This is a genomic window from Streptomyces sp. NBC_00190 (assembly GCF_036203305.1).
Taxonomy (GTDB): domain Bacteria; phylum Actinomycetota; class Actinomycetes; order Streptomycetales; family Streptomycetaceae; genus Streptomyces.
In genome coordinates, this window is the sequence record NZ_CP108131.1 from 689,222 (window position 1) to 707,854 (window position 18,633).

19 protein-coding genes and 1 pseudogene are annotated in these 18,633 nt (G+C 70.6%); 12 read left to right on the plus strand and 8 right to left on the minus strand.

The window, feature by feature from the left end; all coding sequences use genetic code 11:
* Window position 1 precedes the first annotated feature (1 nt).
* Both OG429_RS03595 and OG429_RS03600 read left to right on the plus strand, forming a co-directional pair.
* On the plus strand, window positions 2–1,009 hold the full coding sequence (locus OG429_RS03595) for an ATP-binding cassette domain-containing protein (RefSeq protein ID WP_328923801.1): 1,008 nt from the start codon (window positions 2–4) through the stop codon (window positions 1,007–1,009).
* The gene (locus OG429_RS03600) at window positions 1,006–1,797 is read left to right on the plus strand and encodes an ABC transporter permease (protein ID WP_328923802.1); all 792 of its coding nucleotides are present in this window, start codon (window positions 1,006–1,008) and stop codon (window positions 1,795–1,797) included. Before OG429_RS03595 ends, OG429_RS03600 begins: the two co-directional genes overlap by 4 nt.
* Window positions 1,798–1,818: 21 nt before the next feature.
* Here the strand turns inward: OG429_RS03600 and OG429_RS03605 are convergent.
* Together OG429_RS03605 and OG429_RS03610 are read right to left on the minus strand one after the other, a co-directional pair.
* Window positions 1,819–2,133, minus strand: a pseudogene (locus OG429_RS03605) (SRPBCC family protein); the annotation flags it as partial.
* 38 nt (window positions 2,134–2,171) lie between these two features.
* The gene (locus tag OG429_RS03610; protein WP_328923803.1) at window positions 2,172–2,306 is read right to left on the minus strand and encodes a hypothetical protein; all 135 of its coding nucleotides are present in this window, start codon (window positions 2,304–2,306) and stop codon (window positions 2,172–2,174) included.
* 188 nt (window positions 2,307–2,494) lie between these two features.
* Between OG429_RS03610 and OG429_RS03615 the strand changes: the two genes are divergently transcribed.
* On the plus strand, window positions 2,495–2,815 hold the full coding sequence (locus OG429_RS03615) for an ArsR/SmtB family transcription factor (protein ID WP_328923804.1): 321 nt from the start codon (window positions 2,495–2,497) through the stop codon (window positions 2,813–2,815).
* A gap of 16 nt (window positions 2,816–2,831) precedes the next feature.
* Window positions 2,832–3,269 (plus strand): SRPBCC family protein, encoded by a 438-nt coding sequence (locus tag OG429_RS03620; protein ID WP_328923805.1) that lies wholly within the window; start codon window positions 2,832–2,834, stop codon window positions 3,267–3,269.
* A 41-nt stretch (window positions 3,270–3,310) separates the two neighbouring features.
* Here OG429_RS03620 and OG429_RS03625 read toward each other — a convergent pair whose 3' ends face one another.
* Window positions 3,311–3,748: a glutaredoxin domain-containing protein gene (locus OG429_RS03625; RefSeq protein WP_328923806.1), complete on the minus strand. Its 438-nt coding sequence runs from the start codon at window positions 3,746–3,748 to the stop codon at window positions 3,311–3,313.
* Window positions 3,749–3,958: 210 nt separating this feature from the next.
* Between OG429_RS03625 and OG429_RS03630 the strand changes: the two genes are divergently transcribed.
* A complete protein-coding gene (locus OG429_RS03630) occupies window positions 3,959–4,441 on the plus strand; it encodes a DUF6924 domain-containing protein (RefSeq protein WP_328923807.1) in 483 nt (160 codons plus the stop codon).
* Window positions 4,442–4,511: 70 nt separating this feature from the next.
* On the opposite strand, the gene OG429_RS03635 is transcribed toward OG429_RS03630, so the two are convergent.
* From OG429_RS03635 to OG429_RS03645, 3 genes are all read right to left on the minus strand, one after another.
* On the minus strand, window positions 4,512–5,543 hold the full coding sequence (locus tag OG429_RS03635) for an alpha/beta hydrolase (RefSeq protein WP_328923808.1): 1,032 nt from the start codon (window positions 5,541–5,543) through the stop codon (window positions 4,512–4,514).
* Window positions 5,544–5,783: 240 nt separating this feature from the next.
* Window positions 5,784–6,455, minus strand: a complete 672-nt coding sequence (locus OG429_RS03640; protein WP_328923809.1) for a response regulator transcription factor — start codon at window positions 6,453–6,455, stop codon at window positions 5,784–5,786.
* Complete coding sequence (locus OG429_RS03645) at window positions 6,452–7,636, minus strand: sensor histidine kinase (RefSeq protein ID WP_328923810.1); 1,185 nt, start codon at window positions 7,634–7,636, stop codon at window positions 6,452–6,454. Before OG429_RS03645 ends, OG429_RS03640 begins: the two co-directional genes overlap by 4 nt.
* A gap of 112 nt (window positions 7,637–7,748) precedes the next feature.
* Between OG429_RS03645 and OG429_RS03650 the strand changes: the two genes are divergently transcribed.
* On the plus strand, window positions 7,749–9,290 hold the full coding sequence (locus OG429_RS03650) for a hypothetical protein (protein WP_328923811.1): 1,542 nt from the start codon (window positions 7,749–7,751) through the stop codon (window positions 9,288–9,290).
* 99 nt (window positions 9,291–9,389) lie between these two features.
* On the opposite strand, the gene OG429_RS03655 is transcribed toward OG429_RS03650, so the two are convergent.
* Window positions 9,390–9,860, minus strand: a complete 471-nt coding sequence (locus tag OG429_RS03655; protein ID WP_328923812.1) for an NIPSNAP family protein — start codon at window positions 9,858–9,860, stop codon at window positions 9,390–9,392.
* A gap of 350 nt (window positions 9,861–10,210) precedes the next feature.
* Between OG429_RS03655 and OG429_RS03660 the strand changes: the two genes are divergently transcribed.
* The 6 genes from OG429_RS03660 to hemC all read left to right on the plus strand — a co-directional run bounded on the left by OG429_RS03660 (window position 10,211) and on the right by hemC (window position 16,783).
* On the plus strand, window positions 10,211–10,684 hold the full coding sequence (locus OG429_RS03660; RefSeq protein ID WP_328923813.1) for a carboxymuconolactone decarboxylase family protein: 474 nt from the start codon (window positions 10,211–10,213) through the stop codon (window positions 10,682–10,684).
* A gap of 118 nt (window positions 10,685–10,802) precedes the next feature.
* The gene (locus OG429_RS03665; protein ID WP_328923814.1) at window positions 10,803–11,726 is read left to right on the plus strand and encodes an RNA polymerase sigma-70 factor; all 924 of its coding nucleotides are present in this window, start codon (window positions 10,803–10,805) and stop codon (window positions 11,724–11,726) included.
* A gap of 531 nt (window positions 11,727–12,257) precedes the next feature.
* On the plus strand, window positions 12,258–13,334 hold the full coding sequence (locus OG429_RS03670; protein WP_328923815.1) for a hypothetical protein: 1,077 nt from the start codon (window positions 12,258–12,260) through the stop codon (window positions 13,332–13,334).
* Window positions 13,335–13,396: 62 nt separating this feature from the next.
* Entirely contained in the window at window positions 13,397–14,488 is a 1,092-nt protein-coding gene (locus OG429_RS03675) for a hypothetical protein (protein WP_328923816.1), read from the plus strand.
* A gap of 341 nt (window positions 14,489–14,829) precedes the next feature.
* Window positions 14,830–15,744: a class A beta-lactamase gene (bla, locus tag OG429_RS03680; RefSeq protein ID WP_328923817.1), complete on the plus strand. Its 915-nt coding sequence runs from the start codon at window positions 14,830–14,832 to the stop codon at window positions 15,742–15,744.
* A gap of 103 nt (window positions 15,745–15,847) precedes the next feature.
* Window positions 15,848–16,783 (plus strand): hydroxymethylbilane synthase, encoded by a 936-nt coding sequence (hemC, locus tag OG429_RS03685; protein ID WP_328923818.1) that lies wholly within the window; start codon window positions 15,848–15,850, stop codon window positions 16,781–16,783.
* An 89-nt stretch (window positions 16,784–16,872) separates the two neighbouring features.
* Here hemC and OG429_RS03690 read toward each other — a convergent pair whose 3' ends face one another.
* Window positions 16,873–18,489: a phospholipase D family protein gene (locus OG429_RS03690; RefSeq protein ID WP_328923819.1), complete on the minus strand. Its 1,617-nt coding sequence runs from the start codon at window positions 18,487–18,489 to the stop codon at window positions 16,873–16,875.
* Between the last annotated feature and the right edge of the window lie 144 nt (window positions 18,490–18,633).

Below are 18,633 nucleotides of genomic sequence, written 5' to 3' on the forward strand. Positions count from 1 at the left end.
CATGCCTTCTTCTGTCATGCCCGCATCAACGCGGGGGGACGGTCAGCCGTCTCCGGCCGCCGTCTCCACCGTCGGTCTGCGCAAGTCGTACGGCGACAAGACCGTCCTCGACGGCATCGATCTGCGTATCCCCGCGGGGTCCGTGTTCGCGCTGCTCGGCCCCAACGGCGCCGGCAAGACCACCGCCGTGAAGATCCTGTCCACGCTCATCGCCCCCGACGGCGGGCAGGCCCAGGTCGCGGGCCACGACGTCGCCACGGCACCGGACGGGGTGCGTGCCGGGATCGGTGTCACCGGGCAGTTCTCCGCCGTGGACGGTCTGATCACCGGCGAGGAGAACATGCTGCTGATGGCGGACCTGCACCACCTGTCCAGGAGCGAGGGGCGGCGGGTCACCGCCGAGCTGCTGGAGCGGTTCGACCTCACGGAGGCCGCGAAGAAGCCCGCTTCCACCTACTCCGGCGGCATGAAGCGCCGCCTGGACATCGCCATGACGCTGGTCGGCAGCCCGCGGATCATCTTCCTCGACGAGCCGACCACCGGCCTCGACCCGCGCTCCCGGCACAACATGTGGCAGATCATCCGCGAGCTCGTCACGGGCGGGGTCACCGTCTTCCTCACCACCCAGTACCTGGAGGAGGCCGACGAGCTCGCCGACCGCATCGCCGTGCTCCACGACGGCAGGATCGCCGCCGAGGGCACCGCCGAAGAGCTGAAGCGGCTCGTCCCCGGCGGGCACGTCCGGCTCCGCTTCACCGACCCGGCCGCCTACCGGCGCGCCGCGTCCGCACTGCGCGAGGCCTCCCGGGACGACGAATCACTCGCCCTGCAGCTCCCCAGCGACGGCAGCCAGCGCGAACTGCGCTCCATCCTCGACCTGCTGGACTCGGCCGGCATCGAGGCCGACGAGCTGACCGTGCACACCCCCGACCTCGACGACGTCTTCTTCGCCCTGACCGGCTCCACCGTGCCCGGCCAGAACAACCAGCCCAAGGAGGCTGTCCGATGAGTTCCTTCTCCCTCGCCGTGCGCGACTCGTCCACGATGCTGCGCCGCAACCTCCTGCACGCCCGGCGCTACCCGTCGCTCACCCTGAACCTGCTGCTCACCCCGGTGATGCTGCTGCTGCTCTTCGTCTACATCTTCGGCGATGTGATGAGCGCCGGCATCGGGGAGGGTGGGGCGGACCGGTCCGAGTACCTCGCGTATCTCGTCCCGGGCATCCTGATGCTGACCATCGGCGGCACCACGATCGGCAGCGCGGTGTCCGTCTCCACCGACATGTCCGAGGGCATCATCGCCCGCTTCCGCACGATGGCCATCCACCGCGGCTCCGTGCTCATCGGGCACGTCGTCGGCAGCGTCCTGCAGTGCGTGATGAGCGTGGTCCTCGTCGGGGCCGTCGCCGTGGCCATCGGGTTCCGGTCCACGGATGCCACCGCCCTGGAGTGGATCTTGGCGGTGGGGCTGTTGACGCTCGTCGCCCTGGCGCTCACCTGGATCGCGGTCGGGATGGGCCTATCGAGCCCGAACGCCGAGGCGGCCAGTAACAACGCCCTGCCGCTGATGGTCCTGCCGCTGCTCTCCAGCGCCTTCGTACCGGTCGACGCGATGCCGGGCTGGTTCCAGCCGATCGCCGAATACCAGCCGTTCACCCCGGCCATCGAGACCCTGCGCGGCCTGCTGCTCGGCACCGAGATCGGCAACAACGGGTGGCTGGCCGTGGTCTGGTGCCTGGGGCTGGCCGCGCTCGGCTACTTCTGGTCCAAGTCCCTGTTCAACCGCGACCCGAAGTAGCGGAACTCGTCGGGAGCCGGCTCAGCCCGCATGGCGCAGCCGCATCTCCAGGTCTCGCAGGTCCTTGGTGAGCGAGGAGCGGACCTTCCTGGCCATCAGAGGCTCGGCCAGCCGGTAACGGCCTCCCCCGCCGCCGCGGACCCGGATGCGGGCGAGCACGCCCTCCGGACGCGGGTCGAAGGTGTAGGTGACGTGCATCGGCATCGGACCGGCGACCGACACCATGTCCAGCAGGCGTTCCGGGTCGTACCGGGCGACGCGCAGCACGCAGTCGATCCGCCTCCCGAGGAAGTACGCCGTGCGGGTGACCTCGGCGCCGACGCCGAACCCGCCCCCGCTCCGCCGTCACGTCGATCGTCACGTCCGGCCGCCGGTCAGAGGGTGAAGCAGGGCTGCGGGGTGCCCGTCTCGGCGTACTGCTTGAGGTGGGTCATCAGCTGCTCCCAGGTGCCGGCGGTGTGGGCGAGGCCGGGGCCGCCCTCCGCGAAGCCGACGTGGCGGAAGTCCACCCGGGTGCCGGCCCCGTCCGGAGCGTCGGTGAGCTGCCAGGTGATGACGGTGCCGGTCCAGTGGGGCGGGAAGTCTCCGACCGAGGTCCAGCGGACCTCGTCCTGTCCGCCCGGTCGCGGCGGAGCTGGAAGGGCTCGGGGATCTCGGGACTCGATCGCAAGCTGAAGCGCCGACTAAAATGACAGGCGTGGATGCGGTACGAGCAGTCGCCGAGCCCAGGCGGCGCGAGATCCTGCGCCTGGTCTGGGACGCGGAGCTGTCGGCGGGCGAGATCGCCGAGCGTTTCGACGTGACCTTCGGCGCGGTCTCCCAGCACCTCAAGGTGCTCCGGGACTGCGGTCTGGTTACGCTGCGCCAGGACGGCAAGAAGCGCTTCTACCGCGCCGACCGCGAGGGCATGGGCCCGCTGGCCGACTACCTGCAGTCCATGTGGGCCACGAAGCTCGACGCCCTCGCCGCCCTGGCCGAAGCAGCCGAGCGGGGCGAGGCGCGCGAGCGGAGCGAGTAGTCCGAAGGGACGCGCAGTGAACACGGACGTAGTCACGCTGGAGCGGCACATCGCCGCCCGCCCCGAGACGGTGTTCTCCTTCTTCATCGAACGCGACAAGTGGCTCGCATGGATGGGCAAGGACGGCGAGTTCACCTTCGAGCCCGGCGGCGCCTACCGGACCAACGTCAGCGGCGACAACGTCGCCGCCGGCCATTTCATCGAGATCGACCCGCCCAAGCGGATCGTCTTCACCTGGGGCTGGGCCGAGGGCGGGGTCCCCGTACCCCCCGGCTCCAGCACCGTGGAGATCGTCCTCGAACCGGTGGACGAGGGCACCCTGCTGCGCCTGACGCACCGCGGCCTCCCCTCCCCCGAAGCCTGCACCGCCCACGCCGAGGGCTGGACGCACTACATCCGACGCCTGGTGACATGGGCGGAAGGCGGCGACCCCGGCCCCGACGACTGGATGTGACCCACGCCCGCCGCCGGCTTCCCGGCCTTCGCCGCAACCGATCACCTGGACGAGGGCAATTGTCCGCGCACCCAATCGGGATCCGGGTTGACGTGAGGCCGCCCCGCCACCACGACGGTCGGCACGGTCTCGTCACCACCGTTCACTGCCCGCACCGCCGCCGCCCCGGCCGGGTCACGCCAGATGTCGACCCAATGCAGCCGGTGCGCGCCGCGGCCCAACCGGATCCGCAAACGCAGGCAGTACTTGCAGCCCGCCCGCCAGTAGACGATCGGCCGGCCGTCGACCGCGCTGCGGCATTGCGCCTCCGCCGCACCGATCGACCGCGGGAACGCCAGCGGCGAGTTCAGCCCTGTGAGCACCACAAACACCAGCAGAAGGACAATGGCGGCGCCGGGGGACCCCCTGACGGCCAACGCCGTTGCAACGAGTGCGCCACAGACCGCAAGCAGCATCGGCGAAATCCAAGCGCGCATCATGATGACGCAGGCTATCGGTGGCGTGGATTCGGCGGATCGCCGGGCTCGGACGTGCGGCCCGGGATGTCAGCCGCGGCGCGAACTCCCTTCCAGGTCCCGGCCGAACGAGAGGAGACGAACAGCGCAGCCATCGTTGTGTCAGTGCCCTCGCCTAGCGTGCGTACCGCATACACGGGGCGGTGAACCGCGGGGATGGGAGAGGGCAGCGGCATGAGCAACCGTATGGAGTGGCCGGCGGACCGTGACAAGGACGCCGCGCTGATCATCAGGACCGACTTTGACGATGAGCAGGCGTGGGCGGCCGTGAAAGCGGAGCTGATGACGACCTGGGGCGAGGACGACGACGTCGAGCCGTACGTCCACATCGTCGACGACCCTAAGTGGAGGGGAATCACGCCCGCTGAGGCACTCTCCGAGGCGTCCGCGCACGAAGAGCGCCGGTACGTCGTCTACCTCGCCGACCACACCTCGATGCGGAAGACCCCCGTCACGTTGCTGGCGCTGTCCCTCCTGACCAGGGAACAGTGCGAAAGCGACGAGGAGTTCGAGGCGTACGGCGGCTCGTTCCGCGTGGTGCCGTACGGGATCCACGAGATGAACGCGAACCTGATGATCGCGAACCTGGACTTCGGTGATTTCGCGGACGTGGCCGAGGACGATCCCGAGGGCGTCTTCCGAGGCTTTGGCGGGTGAGGCGCTCGGCTTGAGTTCAAAGGTCGCTCCTGAACCCGAACGTGCATGGGGAGACCGCCTCTGACCGGGGTCAACCGAGCTGCCGCCCCATGAAGTCCAGCATCCCCTCCGCCGCGACGGTCCAGAAGGCCCAGCCGTGGCCGCCCGGCCCCAGGACCACCTCGGCGTCCACGCCGCGGGCCGCGAAGGCCTTGCGCAGGTCCTCGGTTCCCGGCAGGTAGTTGGTGTCCTCAGTCCCGCAGGCGAGGTGGTACGGGGTGCGCCGGAGCCGGTCGGGCGCGGTACGCCGGATGATGTCGGCCAGGTTGTACTCCCGGGCGCGGTCCGTCAGCCGGGCGGATCCGGCCAGGTCCCGGCCGAAGGCATGGCCGAAGAAGCGGTTCCACTCCTCCATCGGCATCAGACGGTAGCCCTCGTCGGTGAAGTGCGCCGTGCTCAACCCGGCCGCGGCACCGAACAGGCCCGGGTACCGCAGGGCGTACATCAGCGCGCCGTAGCCGCCCATGGAGAGCCCGGCTACGGCCCGCTGCTGGGCCCGGCCGCCCAGCCCGTGGGTCTGTTCGACGACCGGGACGAACTCCTCGATGAACATGTCCTCGTAGCGCAGGGTGTCGCCGCCGGATCCCGCGTCGTTGATGTAGAAGCTCTCGTCCTGGCCTCCTCCCTGAATGCCGGGGTCGCGCCGGGCGTCGGGCATCACGAGCGCGCAGGCCGGGATCCGGCCCGCCGCGATGGCCCGTTCCAGGGTCGGCACGATGCCGCCCTTGACGGCCCAGTCGGTGTGCTTCCCGCTCGCGCCGTGCAGCAGGAAGAGGACCGGGATCCCGCCGTCGGGGTGAGCTCCGCCCCGGGGCGCGGAGCTCACCCCGGCGGGCAGGTAGAGGCTGTACGGGACGTCCCGGCCGAGCAGTCGGCTGTGCATGGTCAGGTCGGTACGCAGCGAGGCGGTCCCGGAGGCGGACGGAGTGGGCGCGGTGGAGGCCGGGGCCGGTCCCGGCACCCCGGGGCCGCCCCGCATCAGCAGGGCCGCGGAGATGACGGCCGCGACCGATCCGCCGACCCCGGCCGCGAGCAGGGAACGGCGCGCGGGACGTTTCACCATGGTTCCCTCACCGTTGCCACCGGATGTTCGTCTCGGCCGTCCTCGAGCCCGTGCCCGGCGGTCCGAACGCGGCGAAACCCACGCCCGTGCCGGGTCAGCGAGCAGGCACTGTCCGTAGCCGGACCGAACACATCACACGCCCGGCATCCGCATCGGGGCAAGCAGGCACGCCGGAAGACCCACCGGGGTCATCACCCAGTGGGCTACGACCGGCCCAGGGCAGTCGGGCCTGTCAGCCAGTCAGCCGGTCGGAGCCCCGGCGATGCGGTAGCCCACCCCGGGTGTCGTCGTGATGACCGGCGGGCTGCCCAGCTTGCGGCGCAGTCGGCCGACCGTGACGGTCACCGTGTTCGTGAACGGGTCGGCGTTCTCGTCCCACACCTGTTCGAGCAGGTCCTCAGTGCTCAGGAAGCCCGGACTGGCGCGCAGCAGCGCCTCCAGGACAGCGAACTCCTTGACCGAGAGGTCCAGGAGACGGCCGTCGCGGAGGGCGGTGCGGCGGACCGGGTCGAGTGCGAGGCCGGCGGCGCGCAGCGTGCGGCCCCGGGCGGCGGGCCTGCGTCTGGCCAGGGAACGAATGCGCAGGATCAGCTCGGGGAAGTGGAAGGGCTTGGCGAGGTAGTCGTCGGCGCCGAGGGTGAGGCCGCTGACCCGGTCGTCGGGCGCCCCGGCCGCGGTCAGCATCAGCACCATCGCGCGATCGTCCCGCTCGGTGAGCATCTGGCAGAGCGTGTCGCCGTGGATGCCCGGCAGGTCTCGGTCCAGGAGCACCACGTCGTACGCGTTCAGGTCGAGCTTCGCGGCGGCGGCGAGGCCGTCGTGCGCGACGTCGACGGCCATCCCCTGGTCCCTGAGTCCCTCGGCGACGACCTCGGCGAGCGATCGTGCGTCCTCCACGACCAGGACCCTCACGCCGTCACTCTTTCCGGACCGGTCGCCGACGGCAGCACGGCTGCGACCCACAGGCCGCCCTCCGGCCGGGCTCGAAGGTCGAGGCGGCCACCGTGCGCGGTGATGATCGAGGCGACGATCGACAGCCCCAGGCCGGAGCCTTCCTCCGACCGCGTCCGGTCGACGCCCAGCCGTTCGAACGGTTGCGCCAGCCGATCCACCTGGTCCTGCGCCAGGACGCGCCCGCCGGTCTCGACGATCAGGCGGGTCTCGGTGTCGTCGTGACCCGTGGAGATCCGGATCCAGCCGCCGTCGTGGTTGTGCACGATCGCGTTGTCGATCAGGTTCTCGATCATCCGGGACAGCAGGACCGCACTGCCCCGCGTCCAGGTGTCCGACTGGACCTCGTCGCGGGCGGTCAGGGTCTTCGCCGCGATGTCGGCGGCCCGGGCCGCCAGCGCCTGCGTCGCCAGCTCGCCGAGCGACACGGGAGTCCGGTCGGCGAGCGATCCGTGCTGGGCCCGGGCGAGGACGAGGAAGCCGTCCAACAGGTGCTCCACTCGGTCGAGTTCGGTCCGCACCCGGTTGGCGAGTACGACGGTCTGCGCGGCGGGCTCGGGTTTGGCGACGGCCACGTCCAGCGAGGCCCGTATCGTCGCGAGCGGTGTGCGCAGCTCGTGGGAGGCATTGGCGACGAACCGGCGCTGCGCCGCGAAGGAGGCTTCGAGGCGTTCCAGCAGACCGTCGACCGTGTCAGCGAGTTCTTTGACCTCGTCGGCGGGTCCGGCCACGGCGAGCCGCTGGTGCAGGTTCTCCGCGGAGATCCTCCGCGTCGCCGCGGTGATCACCCGCAAGGGGCGCAGGACGCGGCCGGCGAGGGCGCGGCCGAGTAGAAGCGAGACGCATGCCATCACCAGGAGCGCGATCAGCGAACCGGCCAGCAGTCGGCGGGACTGCTGCGCATGCACCTCCGAGAGCTGCCGCTGGAGGTCGCGGATGTGCTGCTCGGCGGCGGCGAGGCCGGCCTGGCCGGGTGGGGACTGGCCGGGAGCGGTGACCGTCGAATTGTTGCCGGACAGCAGGTAGGTCAAGGCGAGCAGCCCGACCCCGGAGAAGAGGAACACGGCGGCGTACAGAATCGTGAAGCGCATGCCGACGGTCCCGCTCCGCAGCTTGCCCATGGCGCCCTTGGTTCCTCTCAATGCCAGCCTCCAGCCCACCTTCCGCCCGCACCCAGGATGCCCCGTCGCACCTAACAGCGGCATGACGGCAGCGGTTCGGACCACGTTATGGGCGTATCCGTAGAACCGGACCATGCTCACCACCAACGAACTGCTCCGGCAGGAGTGGACCAGGTTCCGACGTCCCGGACGGCTGATCGCGATCGCGGCCGTGGCTCTGGCCGTCCTCGCCCTCGGCCTGCTCTACGCGTCCGGCAACCGTGCTTCCTGCGACGGCCCGTGCCCGGCCGACCCGACCGGGCCGACCGGCTCCCGCGTCACCGACCGGTTCTTCTTCCACCATCGGGATCTCGGCGAGACGGGCAGCATCACGGTCCGGATGACGTCCATGACGGGCACGATCACCTACCCTCCGCCGAACCATGACCGGATCGTCCCGGGCCTGGTGCCGTGGGCGAAGGCCGGGATCATCATCAAGGACGGTGCCCGCCAAGGGACTTCCTACGCGGCTCTGATGCTCACCGGCAGCCACGGTGTGCGGATGCAGTACGACTACCACCATGACATCGTCGGCAGCGCGGTCGGCGCCGACGCGGTCTCGCCGGAGTCGCCGCTGTGGCTGCGCCTGACACGGTCGGGCTCCACCATCACCGGCTACGAATCAGCCGACGGCAAGCAGTGGTCGAAGGTCGGCACGGCGAAGCTGTCCGCGCTGCCCGGGACCGTACAGGTCGGCCTGTTCGCCACGTCCCCCGGCGACCTGACCCTGCGGCCCGTCGGTCTCGGCGGCGCGACGGAGGAGGTGCGCTTCACCCAGGCCGGCGGTGTCTTCGACAGCGTCGGCCTGGAGGGCACGGCCTCCGCCGGGGGCTGGCGCAGCGATGCCATCGGAGAGATGAACACCACCGACTGGGAGAAGTACCACAACGCGTCCGGGGCTGTGGCCGAGGCGAACGGCAAGGTCACCGTCGCCGGCGTCGGCGACATCGGGCCGGCGGGCACCGAGGGCGGCCGCCCCGTGGAGCGCCTCCTCGTGGGCCTGACCCTCGGGTTGCTCATCACGCTCGTGGTCGCGGTGCGGTTCGTCACCTCCGAGTACCGTCGCGAGCCCGCGGGCGGCGCGCCGGCCACCCGCCGGGTGCTCGTGGGAAGGGCGATCGTCGTCGGCTCCGTCACGTTCACGGCCGGTCTCCTCGCCGTGGTTCTCGTCATCCCCGTCGGCGTGGCAGTCCTGGAGGGGAACGGGATGTCCGTCATCGGGGTGTCCCCGTTCACCGGAGTACGGGTCGTCGTCGGCACGGCCGCCGTGCTCGGCCTCATGTCCGTACTCGCTCTCGCGCTCGGCGCGCTGCTCCGTCGCGGCTGGCTCGCGATCCTCGTCGCCGTCTCGGCGATCGCGCTTCCGTACGCCCTGACCTCCTTCCCGCTGCTGGACGACGGCCTGTCACAGTGGCTGCTGCGGACCACTCCGGCCGCCGGCTTCGCCGTACAGCAGACCCTCGTCGAATATCCGCAGGTCACTGCCCACTACGCTCCCTCCGCCGGGTACTTTCCACTGCCGTGGTGGGCCGGTGTCGGTGTGTTGTGCGCGTACACGGTGACCGTTCTGAGTCTTGCGCTGCGCCGCCTGCCTCCAAGCGGTGGGCGGGCAGCGCAGCCCGCGGACTGGCAATGATCCCCGGCGGCACACCGCATCACCACGCAGTCGGCGGCCCGTACGCTCGGCGACTGCTGCACACGGCCTGAGCCTCACTTGTCGAGGAAGAGGCCGGGTTTACGCAAGTGTTCTCCGCGTGCTCGGAGCGGTGTACCGCCTGTGCGGGGGTCCCGGCGGCAGCCAGCGCGGGGCGTAGGTGCTGCTCGAAGTGGGCGGCGAAGGCCGTAGGGTCCAGGGGGGGCAGATGGTCGCGGCGACCGGCCCCGCGGTGTCCAGGGCGGCGAAGCCCGGTCCGCGCAGCAGGAGCACGTTGTCCGAGTCCAGCATGGTCGCGTTGGCCCTCTCGCGGTGGGCCTGCCAGACGGTGCCGTGGTAGAAGGCGTGCAGCGCCCGCGCCCGCGCCGCCATATCCGGGAAGCTGCGCAGCCAAACGAAGCGGTCCGCGTCGTCCAGGTCCCGGAAGCGGCCGCCTACGGTGATGCCGGCCGCCTCCTGCCCGGTGACGAATTCCCGCTCGAAGAGGTCGACCAGGGTGTCCCGGGCGCCCGGGCGCAGGGTGTACTGCCGGAGTTCGACGATGACGTTCATGGCCCGGATGCTAGAGCCGGTCCACTGACACCTCCTGTCAGCGGACCGGCAGGAGGACGCACGAAACCGCCGGGCGGGCGGGACGGCTCAACAGCCCTTGATCGGCGGCTGGTTGCTGTCACGCGGTTACGGTTCAACCGGTCCGGTCCCGACGCTGTGGGCGGCGTGACCACGACGTCGGAGCCTGCTGGAGCCCCGTTCACCGGGCTGAGCCCGCGCCGGCCAGGAACTCCATGGCACCGATGACTTCGAGGCAGCGGGGAGACGTGGATCACACGCATCCGTGTCACAGGGCGTCGGGCCACCTCGTCTCAGGGGTGTAGCCACTGACGACCACGGAGGAGCACGCGATGGACGCGCGACTGAACTACTTCGCCAGCCCGACCGCCGGCAAGGCCCTCAAGTACTTCATGTCGGCGGGCAAGGCGCTCAAGGACTCGCCGCTGCCGGCCGCGACGCAGGAGCTGGTGGCGCTTCGCGTGAGCCAGATCAACGGCTGCGCGGCCTGTATCGACATGCACACCAAGGAAGCCGCCGCGGCCGGCGAGAGCTCGGTGCGGCTGCACCTGGTGGCGGCGTGGCGGGAAGCCACGGTCTTCAGCGAGGCCGAGCGTGCCGCGCTGGAGCTGGCGGAGCAGGGAACCCGGGTCGCGGACTCCGCCGGCGGGGTCAGCGACGAGGTGTGGACGCGTGCTGCGAGGCATTACGACGAGGAGCAGCTCACCGCCCTGGTGGTCCTGGTCTCCATGATGAACATGGCGAACCGGCTGAACATCATCGCCCAGCAGCCGGCCGGCGACTACGAGCCCGGGCAGCTCCACTAAGCGGCCTCGGGGCCCCGAGCCGGGGGCGTTGGTCTGCCTCGCAGGCAGACCGGATGATCACCAGAAGATGCCGCGTCGGCGAGTACGGCCGCGCGGGAGGACCTCAAGGGGAGTCGGCGTGAGCAAGGTCGAGGAGTTCGAGGAGCTGCGGTCGCTGCTGTTCTCGATCGCCTATCGGATTCTGGGCAGTGTGGGTGAGGCCGAGGACGCGGTGCAGGAGACATGGCTGCGCTTCGACGGCTCGGCGACCCGGCCCGCGTCGGCCAAGGCCTTCCTGTCCGCAACGGTGACACGGATCTCGATCGACGTACTGCGCTCCGCGCGGGTGCGGCGGGAGGAGTACGTGGGCCCGTGGTTCCCCGAGCCGCTGCTCAGCGATCCGTATGAGGATCCGGCACGTTCGGCCGAGCTGGCCGACTCGGTGTCGATGGCGGCGCTCCTGATCCTGGAGCGGCTCAGCCCGCTGGAACGGTCGGTATTCGTGCTGCGGGAGGTGTTCGGCTTCGGGTTCGGCGAGGTCGCCGCGGCGGTGGGGCGTTCGGAGGCGGCGTGCCGACAGCTGCTGGTGCGGGCGCGGCGGCACATGGAGGCCGGGCGGCCGCGGTTCGAAGCGGACCGCCACAAGCGGCAGGAGCTCGCGGCGCGGTTCTTCGACGCGCTGAAGGACGGCGATGTGGGCGAGCTGCGGGATCTGCTGGCTGCCGATGTGCAACTGGTCGGTGACGGTGGCGGCAAGGCCCCGCAGCTGGCCAGGGCCATCATGGGCGCCGACAACGTAGCCCGGCTTCTCGGCTCCGTCTTCCCCCGGCTGGCCCGGGTCGACGTGACGTTCGAACCGCACGAGGTCAACGGCCAGCCGGGCGCGATCTTCCGCGACCGGGACGGCAAGGTGGTCCAGATCCTGTCGCTCGAGGTACTCGACGGGCAGATCCAGACGATCCGCTCGGTGATCAATCCCGACAAGCTCGGCCACCTCGGGCCGGTCGCCGACGCCTGGGCCATCGGCCGCGAGGTGAAGCGGGCCGGCCGGCAGCCGCAGTGACCGCCGAGGAACACGACGGACGCGGCGTTCGCCGAGGAGCGGAGACGTGGCGCTGTTCGTAGCGCACCGTACGGAAGCCGAGGACCAATATCCCTCCGTAAGACACAGGTCAGGCCTGCAAGTACACATGCGCGAAGTCACCCGCCCCCCGGCATGGGCGGGTGACTTCGCGCACGGGGGTGTGACCTGGGCGCGTTTCGGCTACCGGGTAGTCACATTCTGAACTTCCGCATCTGCTACTTAAAATTGCGAAATTCTTAGTAGATGCAGGGCAATCAGACTGCTAGAGTCCGCATGCGCTACTCGGGACAGGGTGGCGAGATGGCCGGTCCGAACCCCAGGTCTGCCCCTGAGCGGCGCACATCCGCGAGGCAGGCAACCGTTGTGATGCCGTGGCAAATCCGCACCGACGACGCCCGTGCCCCCACCTCCGCGTACCGCTCCGTACCGAGCCATGCGCCTTCGACACCAATCGCTCGCCGCTTCCCGCCTACCGCTCGTCGCTTTCGCCCGTCAGATGGGGAGATCCACATGAACACAGGACTCATGCGCCGCTTCGCAGCAAGCAGGACGCTGCTCCTGGGTGCCGTACTGGCCCTGGCCGTGCCGGGTACCGCCTACGCCAACACCGTGAGCGTGACCGTGAAGACCCCCGGGGCCACCAGCGGGCCCGCCTCCGCCAACTCCGAGATATCGACCCACGCCGACTGTTCCAGCGGCCTCATCTCCAGCGGCGGGATCAACCAGGCCATCGGCACCGGCGCGAGCGTGAACGGCAACCACGTCAACGGCACGTCGCCCAGCCCCGACGGCACCACCGAATACACCGGCTCCACCGGCGTCGTCGGCACCGACGTGACGCACTGGCTCGGCATCGGCGGAAGCGGGGGCCAGGTCAACGCCTCCTTCTCCACCACCCCTTACGCGATGTGCTTCACCAGCAACCTGATCAACCACACCCAGGTCGTCATGAACAAGGTCAACGCACCCACCGCCGGGGCGACGGTGGGCCTCGTCACGGCGACCTGCCCGGCCAACACCCGCCTCCTCGGCGGCGGCGCCCGGACCACCCCGGGCAACACGGGCAGCCTCAAGACGATCGCGAGCTTCCCCACCTTCAACAACTCCGCCCACAGCTTCGGCGCGAAGGCCGCGGCGGACGGAGAGGCGAACCCCGACTCCTGGTCGGCCGTCGGCTGGGACTCCGGCGCCAACAGCGCCAACTACACCTACGCCTACGCGATCTGCAGCGGAAGCGGCATCAACGTCAGCGGCGCCACGGTGAAGGTCCGCTACACCGAGGTCAGCGGCCCGACCACCGGCAGCACCGGCCAGACGGCGACCGTGGGCTGCGGCCAGGGCGACGGGAACCTGGTCAGCGGCGGCGCCGCGATCAGCGGGGGCAGCGTGACCACCACCAACTTCACCGGGCCCGCTTCGGGCGGCGACCACCTCAACGGCAGCTTCCCCAGCACCTCCGGCGGCGCCGCGGTCGGCGACGGGACCACCACGGCGGCGTACTGGACGGCCTCCGCCCACACCGGAGGCCAGTCCTCTCCCGGCACCCACACCGACGCGTGGGCGCTGTGCGCCAACGACGGCGTCTGAGGCAGCCGTTCCCGAACAACCGGACAGCCGCCCATGCGCATGAACACAAGAGAGAGAATCCGATGAGCACGAATCTCCGGCGGGGCTCCGCCACGGGCAAGGCCCTGATGCTGGCCGCCCTGCTGACCGTGGCGGTACCGGGAGCCGCGTACGCCAAGACCACCGACGTCACCGTCAGCACCCCCGGGGCCACCATGGGCCCCGCGACCCCCTTCACCGGGGTCTCCTCGCACGCGGACTGCGCCGACGGCCTCGTCTCCGGCGGCGGGGCCGACCAGGCCATCGGCGACGACGAGATGTCCAACGGCAACCACGTGATGGGCATGGCGCCCAGTGCAGACGGCGCCACCGAGTACACCGACACCCCCGGGATCGTCGGCAGCGACGCCACGCACTGGATGGCGTTCGGCGGAAGCGGGAGCCGCAGCAGCGACGCCTTCTCCACCACCCCGTACGCGATCTGCCTGCAGAGCAACCTGATCAGGCACACCCAGGTGGTCATGAACAAGGCCTCCGGGCCCACCAGCGGGCTGTCGTCCAAGCTCGTCACGGCGACCTGCCCGGCCAACACCGTCCTGATCGGCGGCGGCGCCCGCACCACCCCGGCCAGCGTCGGCAGCCTGAAGCCGATCGCGAGCTTCCCCACCTTCAACGACGCCGAGCACCACTTCGGCTCGATCGCAGCGGGTGACGGCGAGCGCGACCCCGACTCCTGGACGGCGGTCGGCGGGATCGGCGGCGGACGCGGCGAGGACAACATGACCTACGCCTACGCGATCTGCAGCACGGACGACATCGACCTCAAGCACGTCTCCACGACGGTCCACTTCACCGAGGTCAGCGGCCCGAACACGGCCTCCACGGGACAGACCGCGACGGCCGGCTGCGCCCGCGGGGAAGGGCAGCTGGTCAGCGGCGGCGCCGCGATCAGCGGCGGCAACGTGACCACGACGGACTTCAGCAAGGCGACTTCGGGCGGCCCCCACCTCAACGGCAGCTTCCCGAGCGATGCCGCCGGCACCCCGGTCGGCGACGGGGGCGCCAACCCGTCGTACTGGACGGCAGCCACCCACAGCGGCGGTTCGCCCTCCCAGGGCAGCTACTCCGACGTCTGGGCGCTCTGCCTGGACGTGCAGCACGGACACAAGCGGTAGCTCCCGAGCAACTTCCCCGGAGCGGACCCTCCTGCCCCAGGAGGGTCCGCTCGCTGCCGTTTCCGGCCACCCTGGCGCGCCGGTGCGTGGCATCCCCGGATTCCGCCCCTTGGCACATCGGCCACTGCAAGCAGGCGACTGCGGCTACCGAAAGGCCGGCACTGCCCAGCGGCATGCCCGCCCGGTCCGACGACTTCCACAGCGACCGCGTTGAGGTGGGCGTGCGCGCTGTCGCCTCGGCGAGCGCTCACATCACGCCAAACAGGACGAGAGCGAACTGGTAGGACACCTGAAGGCGTCCTACCTCTCATATGGACCGCACCAGAACTGGAGACCGGATCGTGGAAATCGCAGGAGCCCGCCCGACCCGCCGCGCCGTGCTGGCCGTCGGAGCCGGCGCGGCGTTGACCGGGGTGACTCTCAGCGGCACGGCGTTCGCAGCCGGGTCCGGGCGGGAGAAGGTCACCCGACAGCTTCGCATTCTCGAACGGGAGCACTCCGCCCGGCTGGGAGTGTTCGCACGGAACACGGCTACCGGCCGGACGGTCCTTTACCGGGCTGACGAACGCTTCCCGATGTGTTCGGTCTTCAAGACCCTCGCAGTGGCCGCCGTTCTCCGTGACCTCGACCAGGACGGAGAGTATCTCGCCAAGCGCGTCCACTACACGCAGCAGGACGTGACCAATTCCGGATATGGGCCGGTCACCGGACTGCCCGAGAATCTGGCCCACGGAATGACCGTCAGCCAGCTGTGCGCCGCCACGATCTGCAAGAGCGACAACGCCGCCGCAAATCTCCTGCTGCGTGAACTGGGCGGCCCCCGTGCGGTCACTCGTTTCTGCCGGTCAGTGGGAGACGTCATCACCCGGCTCGACCGCTGGGAGCCTGACCTGAACTCTGCGGAGCCCGACCGCCTGACGGACACCACCAGCCCGCGTGCCATCGGCGGGACCTACCAGCGTCTTGCGCTCGGCGACGCACTCGCACCCCGGGACCGGGAACTCCTGACGGGCTGGCTGCTGGCCAACACGACCAGCACGGAACGCTTCAGGGCCGGCCTGCCGGCGGATTGGACCCTGGCGGACAAGACCGGCAGCGGGAAGTACGGGACGACCAACGATGCGGGCATCACGTGGCCCCCACAGGGTGCGCCCATCGTCATGGTCGTCCTGACGACCAAGAGCCAGCCGGACGCCACGGCGGACAACCCGCTGGTGGCCAGGACCGCTGAACTTCTGGCAACGGCGCTCGCCTGACAGTCGGACAGGCCGGCGTGCGGCGGGGCCGCAGCCTCTGACGTCGCCTGACAAACCGCCGAGAGGGCCGGGTCCAGCACCTGGCGGGTCTATCGTGGGCGGCATGTCCGCCCCTGAGCTGATCCGCATCGTCTCCCGGAACTCCCCCATGGCCCTGGCACAGGTGGAGCGCGTCCGCGGCGAACTGGCCGCGCTCCACCCTCACATCCGAACCGAAGTCGTACCGGTGGTCACGACCGGCGACAAGTGGATGGGAGATCTCGCCCAGGTCGAAGGAAAGGGGGCGTTCACCAAAGAGGTCGAAGCCGCGCTGCTGAACGACGAGGCGGACCTGGCCGTCCACTGCCTCAAAGACATCCCGTGTGACCGGCCCCTGCCTGCCGGGACGGTGTTCGCCGCGTTCCTCAAGCGCGACGACATCCGCGACGCGCTCATCCACCCGGGCGGCCTCTCCCTGGACCAGCTGCCGGCCGGGACCCGCATCGGCACCTCATCCGTCCGCCGTGCCGCCCAGCTCGCGGCCAGCCGGCCCCACCTGGAGTGCGTGCCGTTCCGCGGCAACGCCAACCGCCGCCTGGAGAAGCTCTCCGCGGGCGAGGTCGACGCCGCCCTCCTCGCCGTCTCGGGCCTCGAACGCATCGGCCGCACCGACGTGATCACCCAGGTGCTGTCGACGGAGACGATGATGCCGCCCATCGGCGCAGGCATCCTCGCCCTCCAGTGCCGCCAGGACGACGTCCGGCTCATCGACCTCGTCAGCGGCCTCGGCCACCCCGACACCCACCGCGAGGCGACCGCCGAGCGGATGCTGCTCCACGTCCTTCAGGGACACTGCAACAGTCCCATCGCCGGCTACGCCCGTGCCGAACGCGGCGGAGACCTGTCGCTGCGTGCCTGCGTCTTCACCCCGGACGGAAAGACGGTCCTGAACGCGCACGAATGGGCCGGTCGGCTCGACCCCGCCACCCTCGGCACCTCTGTCGCCGTCGCACTGCTGCGGCAGGGCGCCCGCGACCTCATCGACGGCATCCCGCACTGACCCACAGGCCTGGAGCCGACGCCCGTCCGGAGGCACCGGCGGGCCTTGGCCGCCCATCAGCCCGCGGCGGGGCCGGATCCCCGGCGCTTTCAGAACGCGTTGCGGCGCCGCAATCCCAGCGGACGTCCGTCCGGGTCGACCAGGACGTGGTGCAGCGGAGTCGCGAGCACCCCTTTCGCCGTGGGCAGTTCCGGCGGTACGTAGCGGCGCAGACGGCCCGGAGGCCGTGGACCGCGGCAGCCGCCCTCGTGCCAGGCGTCCAGGGCGGTGGCGGCCTCGTCGAAAGCGTCGAACGCGGTCATCGGGTCGCACAGCGCGTCCTGCGCCCCCTGCCCCGCCCCGCCCTGAGCGTCCAGGTGCTCGCGCATGAGTTCCAGGCGCAGTTCGCGGGCGAAGGTGCGCGCGCCGTCACCGAGACCTCCCGGATCGGATGGCTCCCGCAGGTCCGGGCTGTGGTCGAGCACGACGCAGCTGAGTTCCGAGTCGTGCGTCCACGAGCGGAGGTTGATGTTGTCGGAGCCGACGGAGACCCATACGTCGTCGATCACGCACACCTTGGCGTGCACGTAGACGGGGGTTCCCGCGGGGTTCTCCAGGCCGTACACCGCCACGCGGTCGCCGCCGGCGCGGCGCAGTTCGTCCAGGGCCGTGATCCGTCCGATCAGGTTCATCGGCAGGGTCAGCCGGCCGTCCTGCTCCGGGACCGAGGGGATGACGGCGATCAGTCGCAGTTGTCGATACGTGCTCAGCGCCCGGGCGAAGCAGTCCACCACCCGGGGGGACCACAGGTACTGGTCCTCGAGGTAGACCAGTGCCCGGGCCCGCCGCAGCGCTTTGAGGTACCCCCGGGCAATGCTGCGCTCGCCGTCGGGTGCGAAGGGGTAACCGTGCAGCAGGCGGTTCGGATACGTGCGCAGCACCTGCACGGTGTGCGTGCCGCAGGGCGCCGGATCGGGTGCTTGCGGTGGCAGGACGTCCGCGCCGGTGTCCTCCCGGTGCACCAGCTCCCGCAGGCGGGTGAGGGGGCTGCGGCTGAGCGGCGCCGGGTCCTGCCAGCGCTCGCGGAAGACGGCCTCGACGTCACCGACGGCCGGTCCCCGTACGGCGAGCTGAGCGTCGTGCCACGGCGGGTGCGGCCCGTATGCCGAGGCCATGGGCAGTGACTGGCGGTCGCCGCGGTGGGTGGCGTCGTCGTTTCGGTTGTGGCAGAGGTCGATGCCGCCGACGTACGCGACGTCGAGCTCCGGGCGGCCGGGGTGGCGCAGGACCACCATCTTCTGGTGGTGTGAACCGCCGGGCCGGACCCGCAGGTCGAGCAGGCATTCGCCGCCTGCCTCCTCGATCTCCTCACCGAGGCGGCGGTTCTCCTGTTCGCTGAAGTGGAGGCCGTCCAGGTGCGAGCGCCACAGCAGCCCTTTGACGACGACACCGCGCTTCGCCGCCCGGCACAGGACGGTACCGATCTCGGTACCGGGTCCGTCGAGCCGCTCGTCGGGGTCGCCGCGCCAGTCGGTGAACAGGAGCAGGTCGCCCGCGTGCATCGCGCGGATCCCGGCCAGTAGCTGCCCGAAGTACGCAGAGCCGTGGACCAGGGCCCGTACGCGGTTCCCGTCGGACCATGCCGACCCGTCCGGGTGTCGCTCGTCCAGGCCCGTCGCGGCATTGCCCCGTTCACCTGCTGTCAGCAGCCAGTCTGCGCGTGTCACGGCAACCGCCCTCCAGCCGGCGTCTACCCACCGCATGACCCCTCACTCACACCGGTCCCTCACCGCGGCCTTGGCCGCCGAGGCCCCAGGCGGCCGGGGACGCCGTCAGGGTTTCGTAAGGCGCTCACGCCCCCGCGAACGCTC

Coding starts and splice junctions, on each gene's coding strand:
- OG429_RS03595 (WP_328923801.1), top strand. CDS start 2: ATGCCTTCTTCTGTCATGCCCGCATCAACGCGGGGGGACGGTCAGCCG.
- OG429_RS03600 (WP_328923802.1), top strand. CDS start 1,006: ATGAGTTCCTTCTCCCTCGCCGTGCGCGACTCGTCCACGATGCTGCGC.
- OG429_RS03625 (WP_328923806.1), bottom strand. CDS start 3,748: ATGATGCGCGCTTGGATTTCGCCGATGCTGCTTGCGGTCTGTGGCGCA.
- OG429_RS03630 (WP_328923807.1), top strand. CDS start 3,959: ATGAGCAACCGTATGGAGTGGCCGGCGGACCGTGACAAGGACGCCGCG.
- OG429_RS03635 (WP_328923808.1), bottom strand. CDS start 5,543: ATGGTGAAACGTCCCGCGCGCCGTTCCCTGCTCGCGGCCGGGGTCGGC.
- OG429_RS03650 (WP_328923811.1), top strand. CDS start 7,749: ATGCTCACCACCAACGAACTGCTCCGGCAGGAGTGGACCAGGTTCCGA.
- OG429_RS03655 (WP_328923812.1), bottom strand. CDS start 9,860: ATGAACGTCATCGTCGAACTCCGGCAGTACACCCTGCGCCCGGGCGCC.
- OG429_RS03660 (WP_328923813.1), top strand. CDS start 10,211: ATGGACGCGCGACTGAACTACTTCGCCAGCCCGACCGCCGGCAAGGCC.
- OG429_RS03670 (WP_328923815.1), top strand. CDS start 12,258: ATGAACACAGGACTCATGCGCCGCTTCGCAGCAAGCAGGACGCTGCTC.
- OG429_RS03675 (WP_328923816.1), top strand. CDS start 13,397: ATGAGCACGAATCTCCGGCGGGGCTCCGCCACGGGCAAGGCCCTGATG.
- hemC (WP_328923818.1), top strand. CDS start 15,848: ATGTCCGCCCCTGAGCTGATCCGCATCGTCTCCCGGAACTCCCCCATG.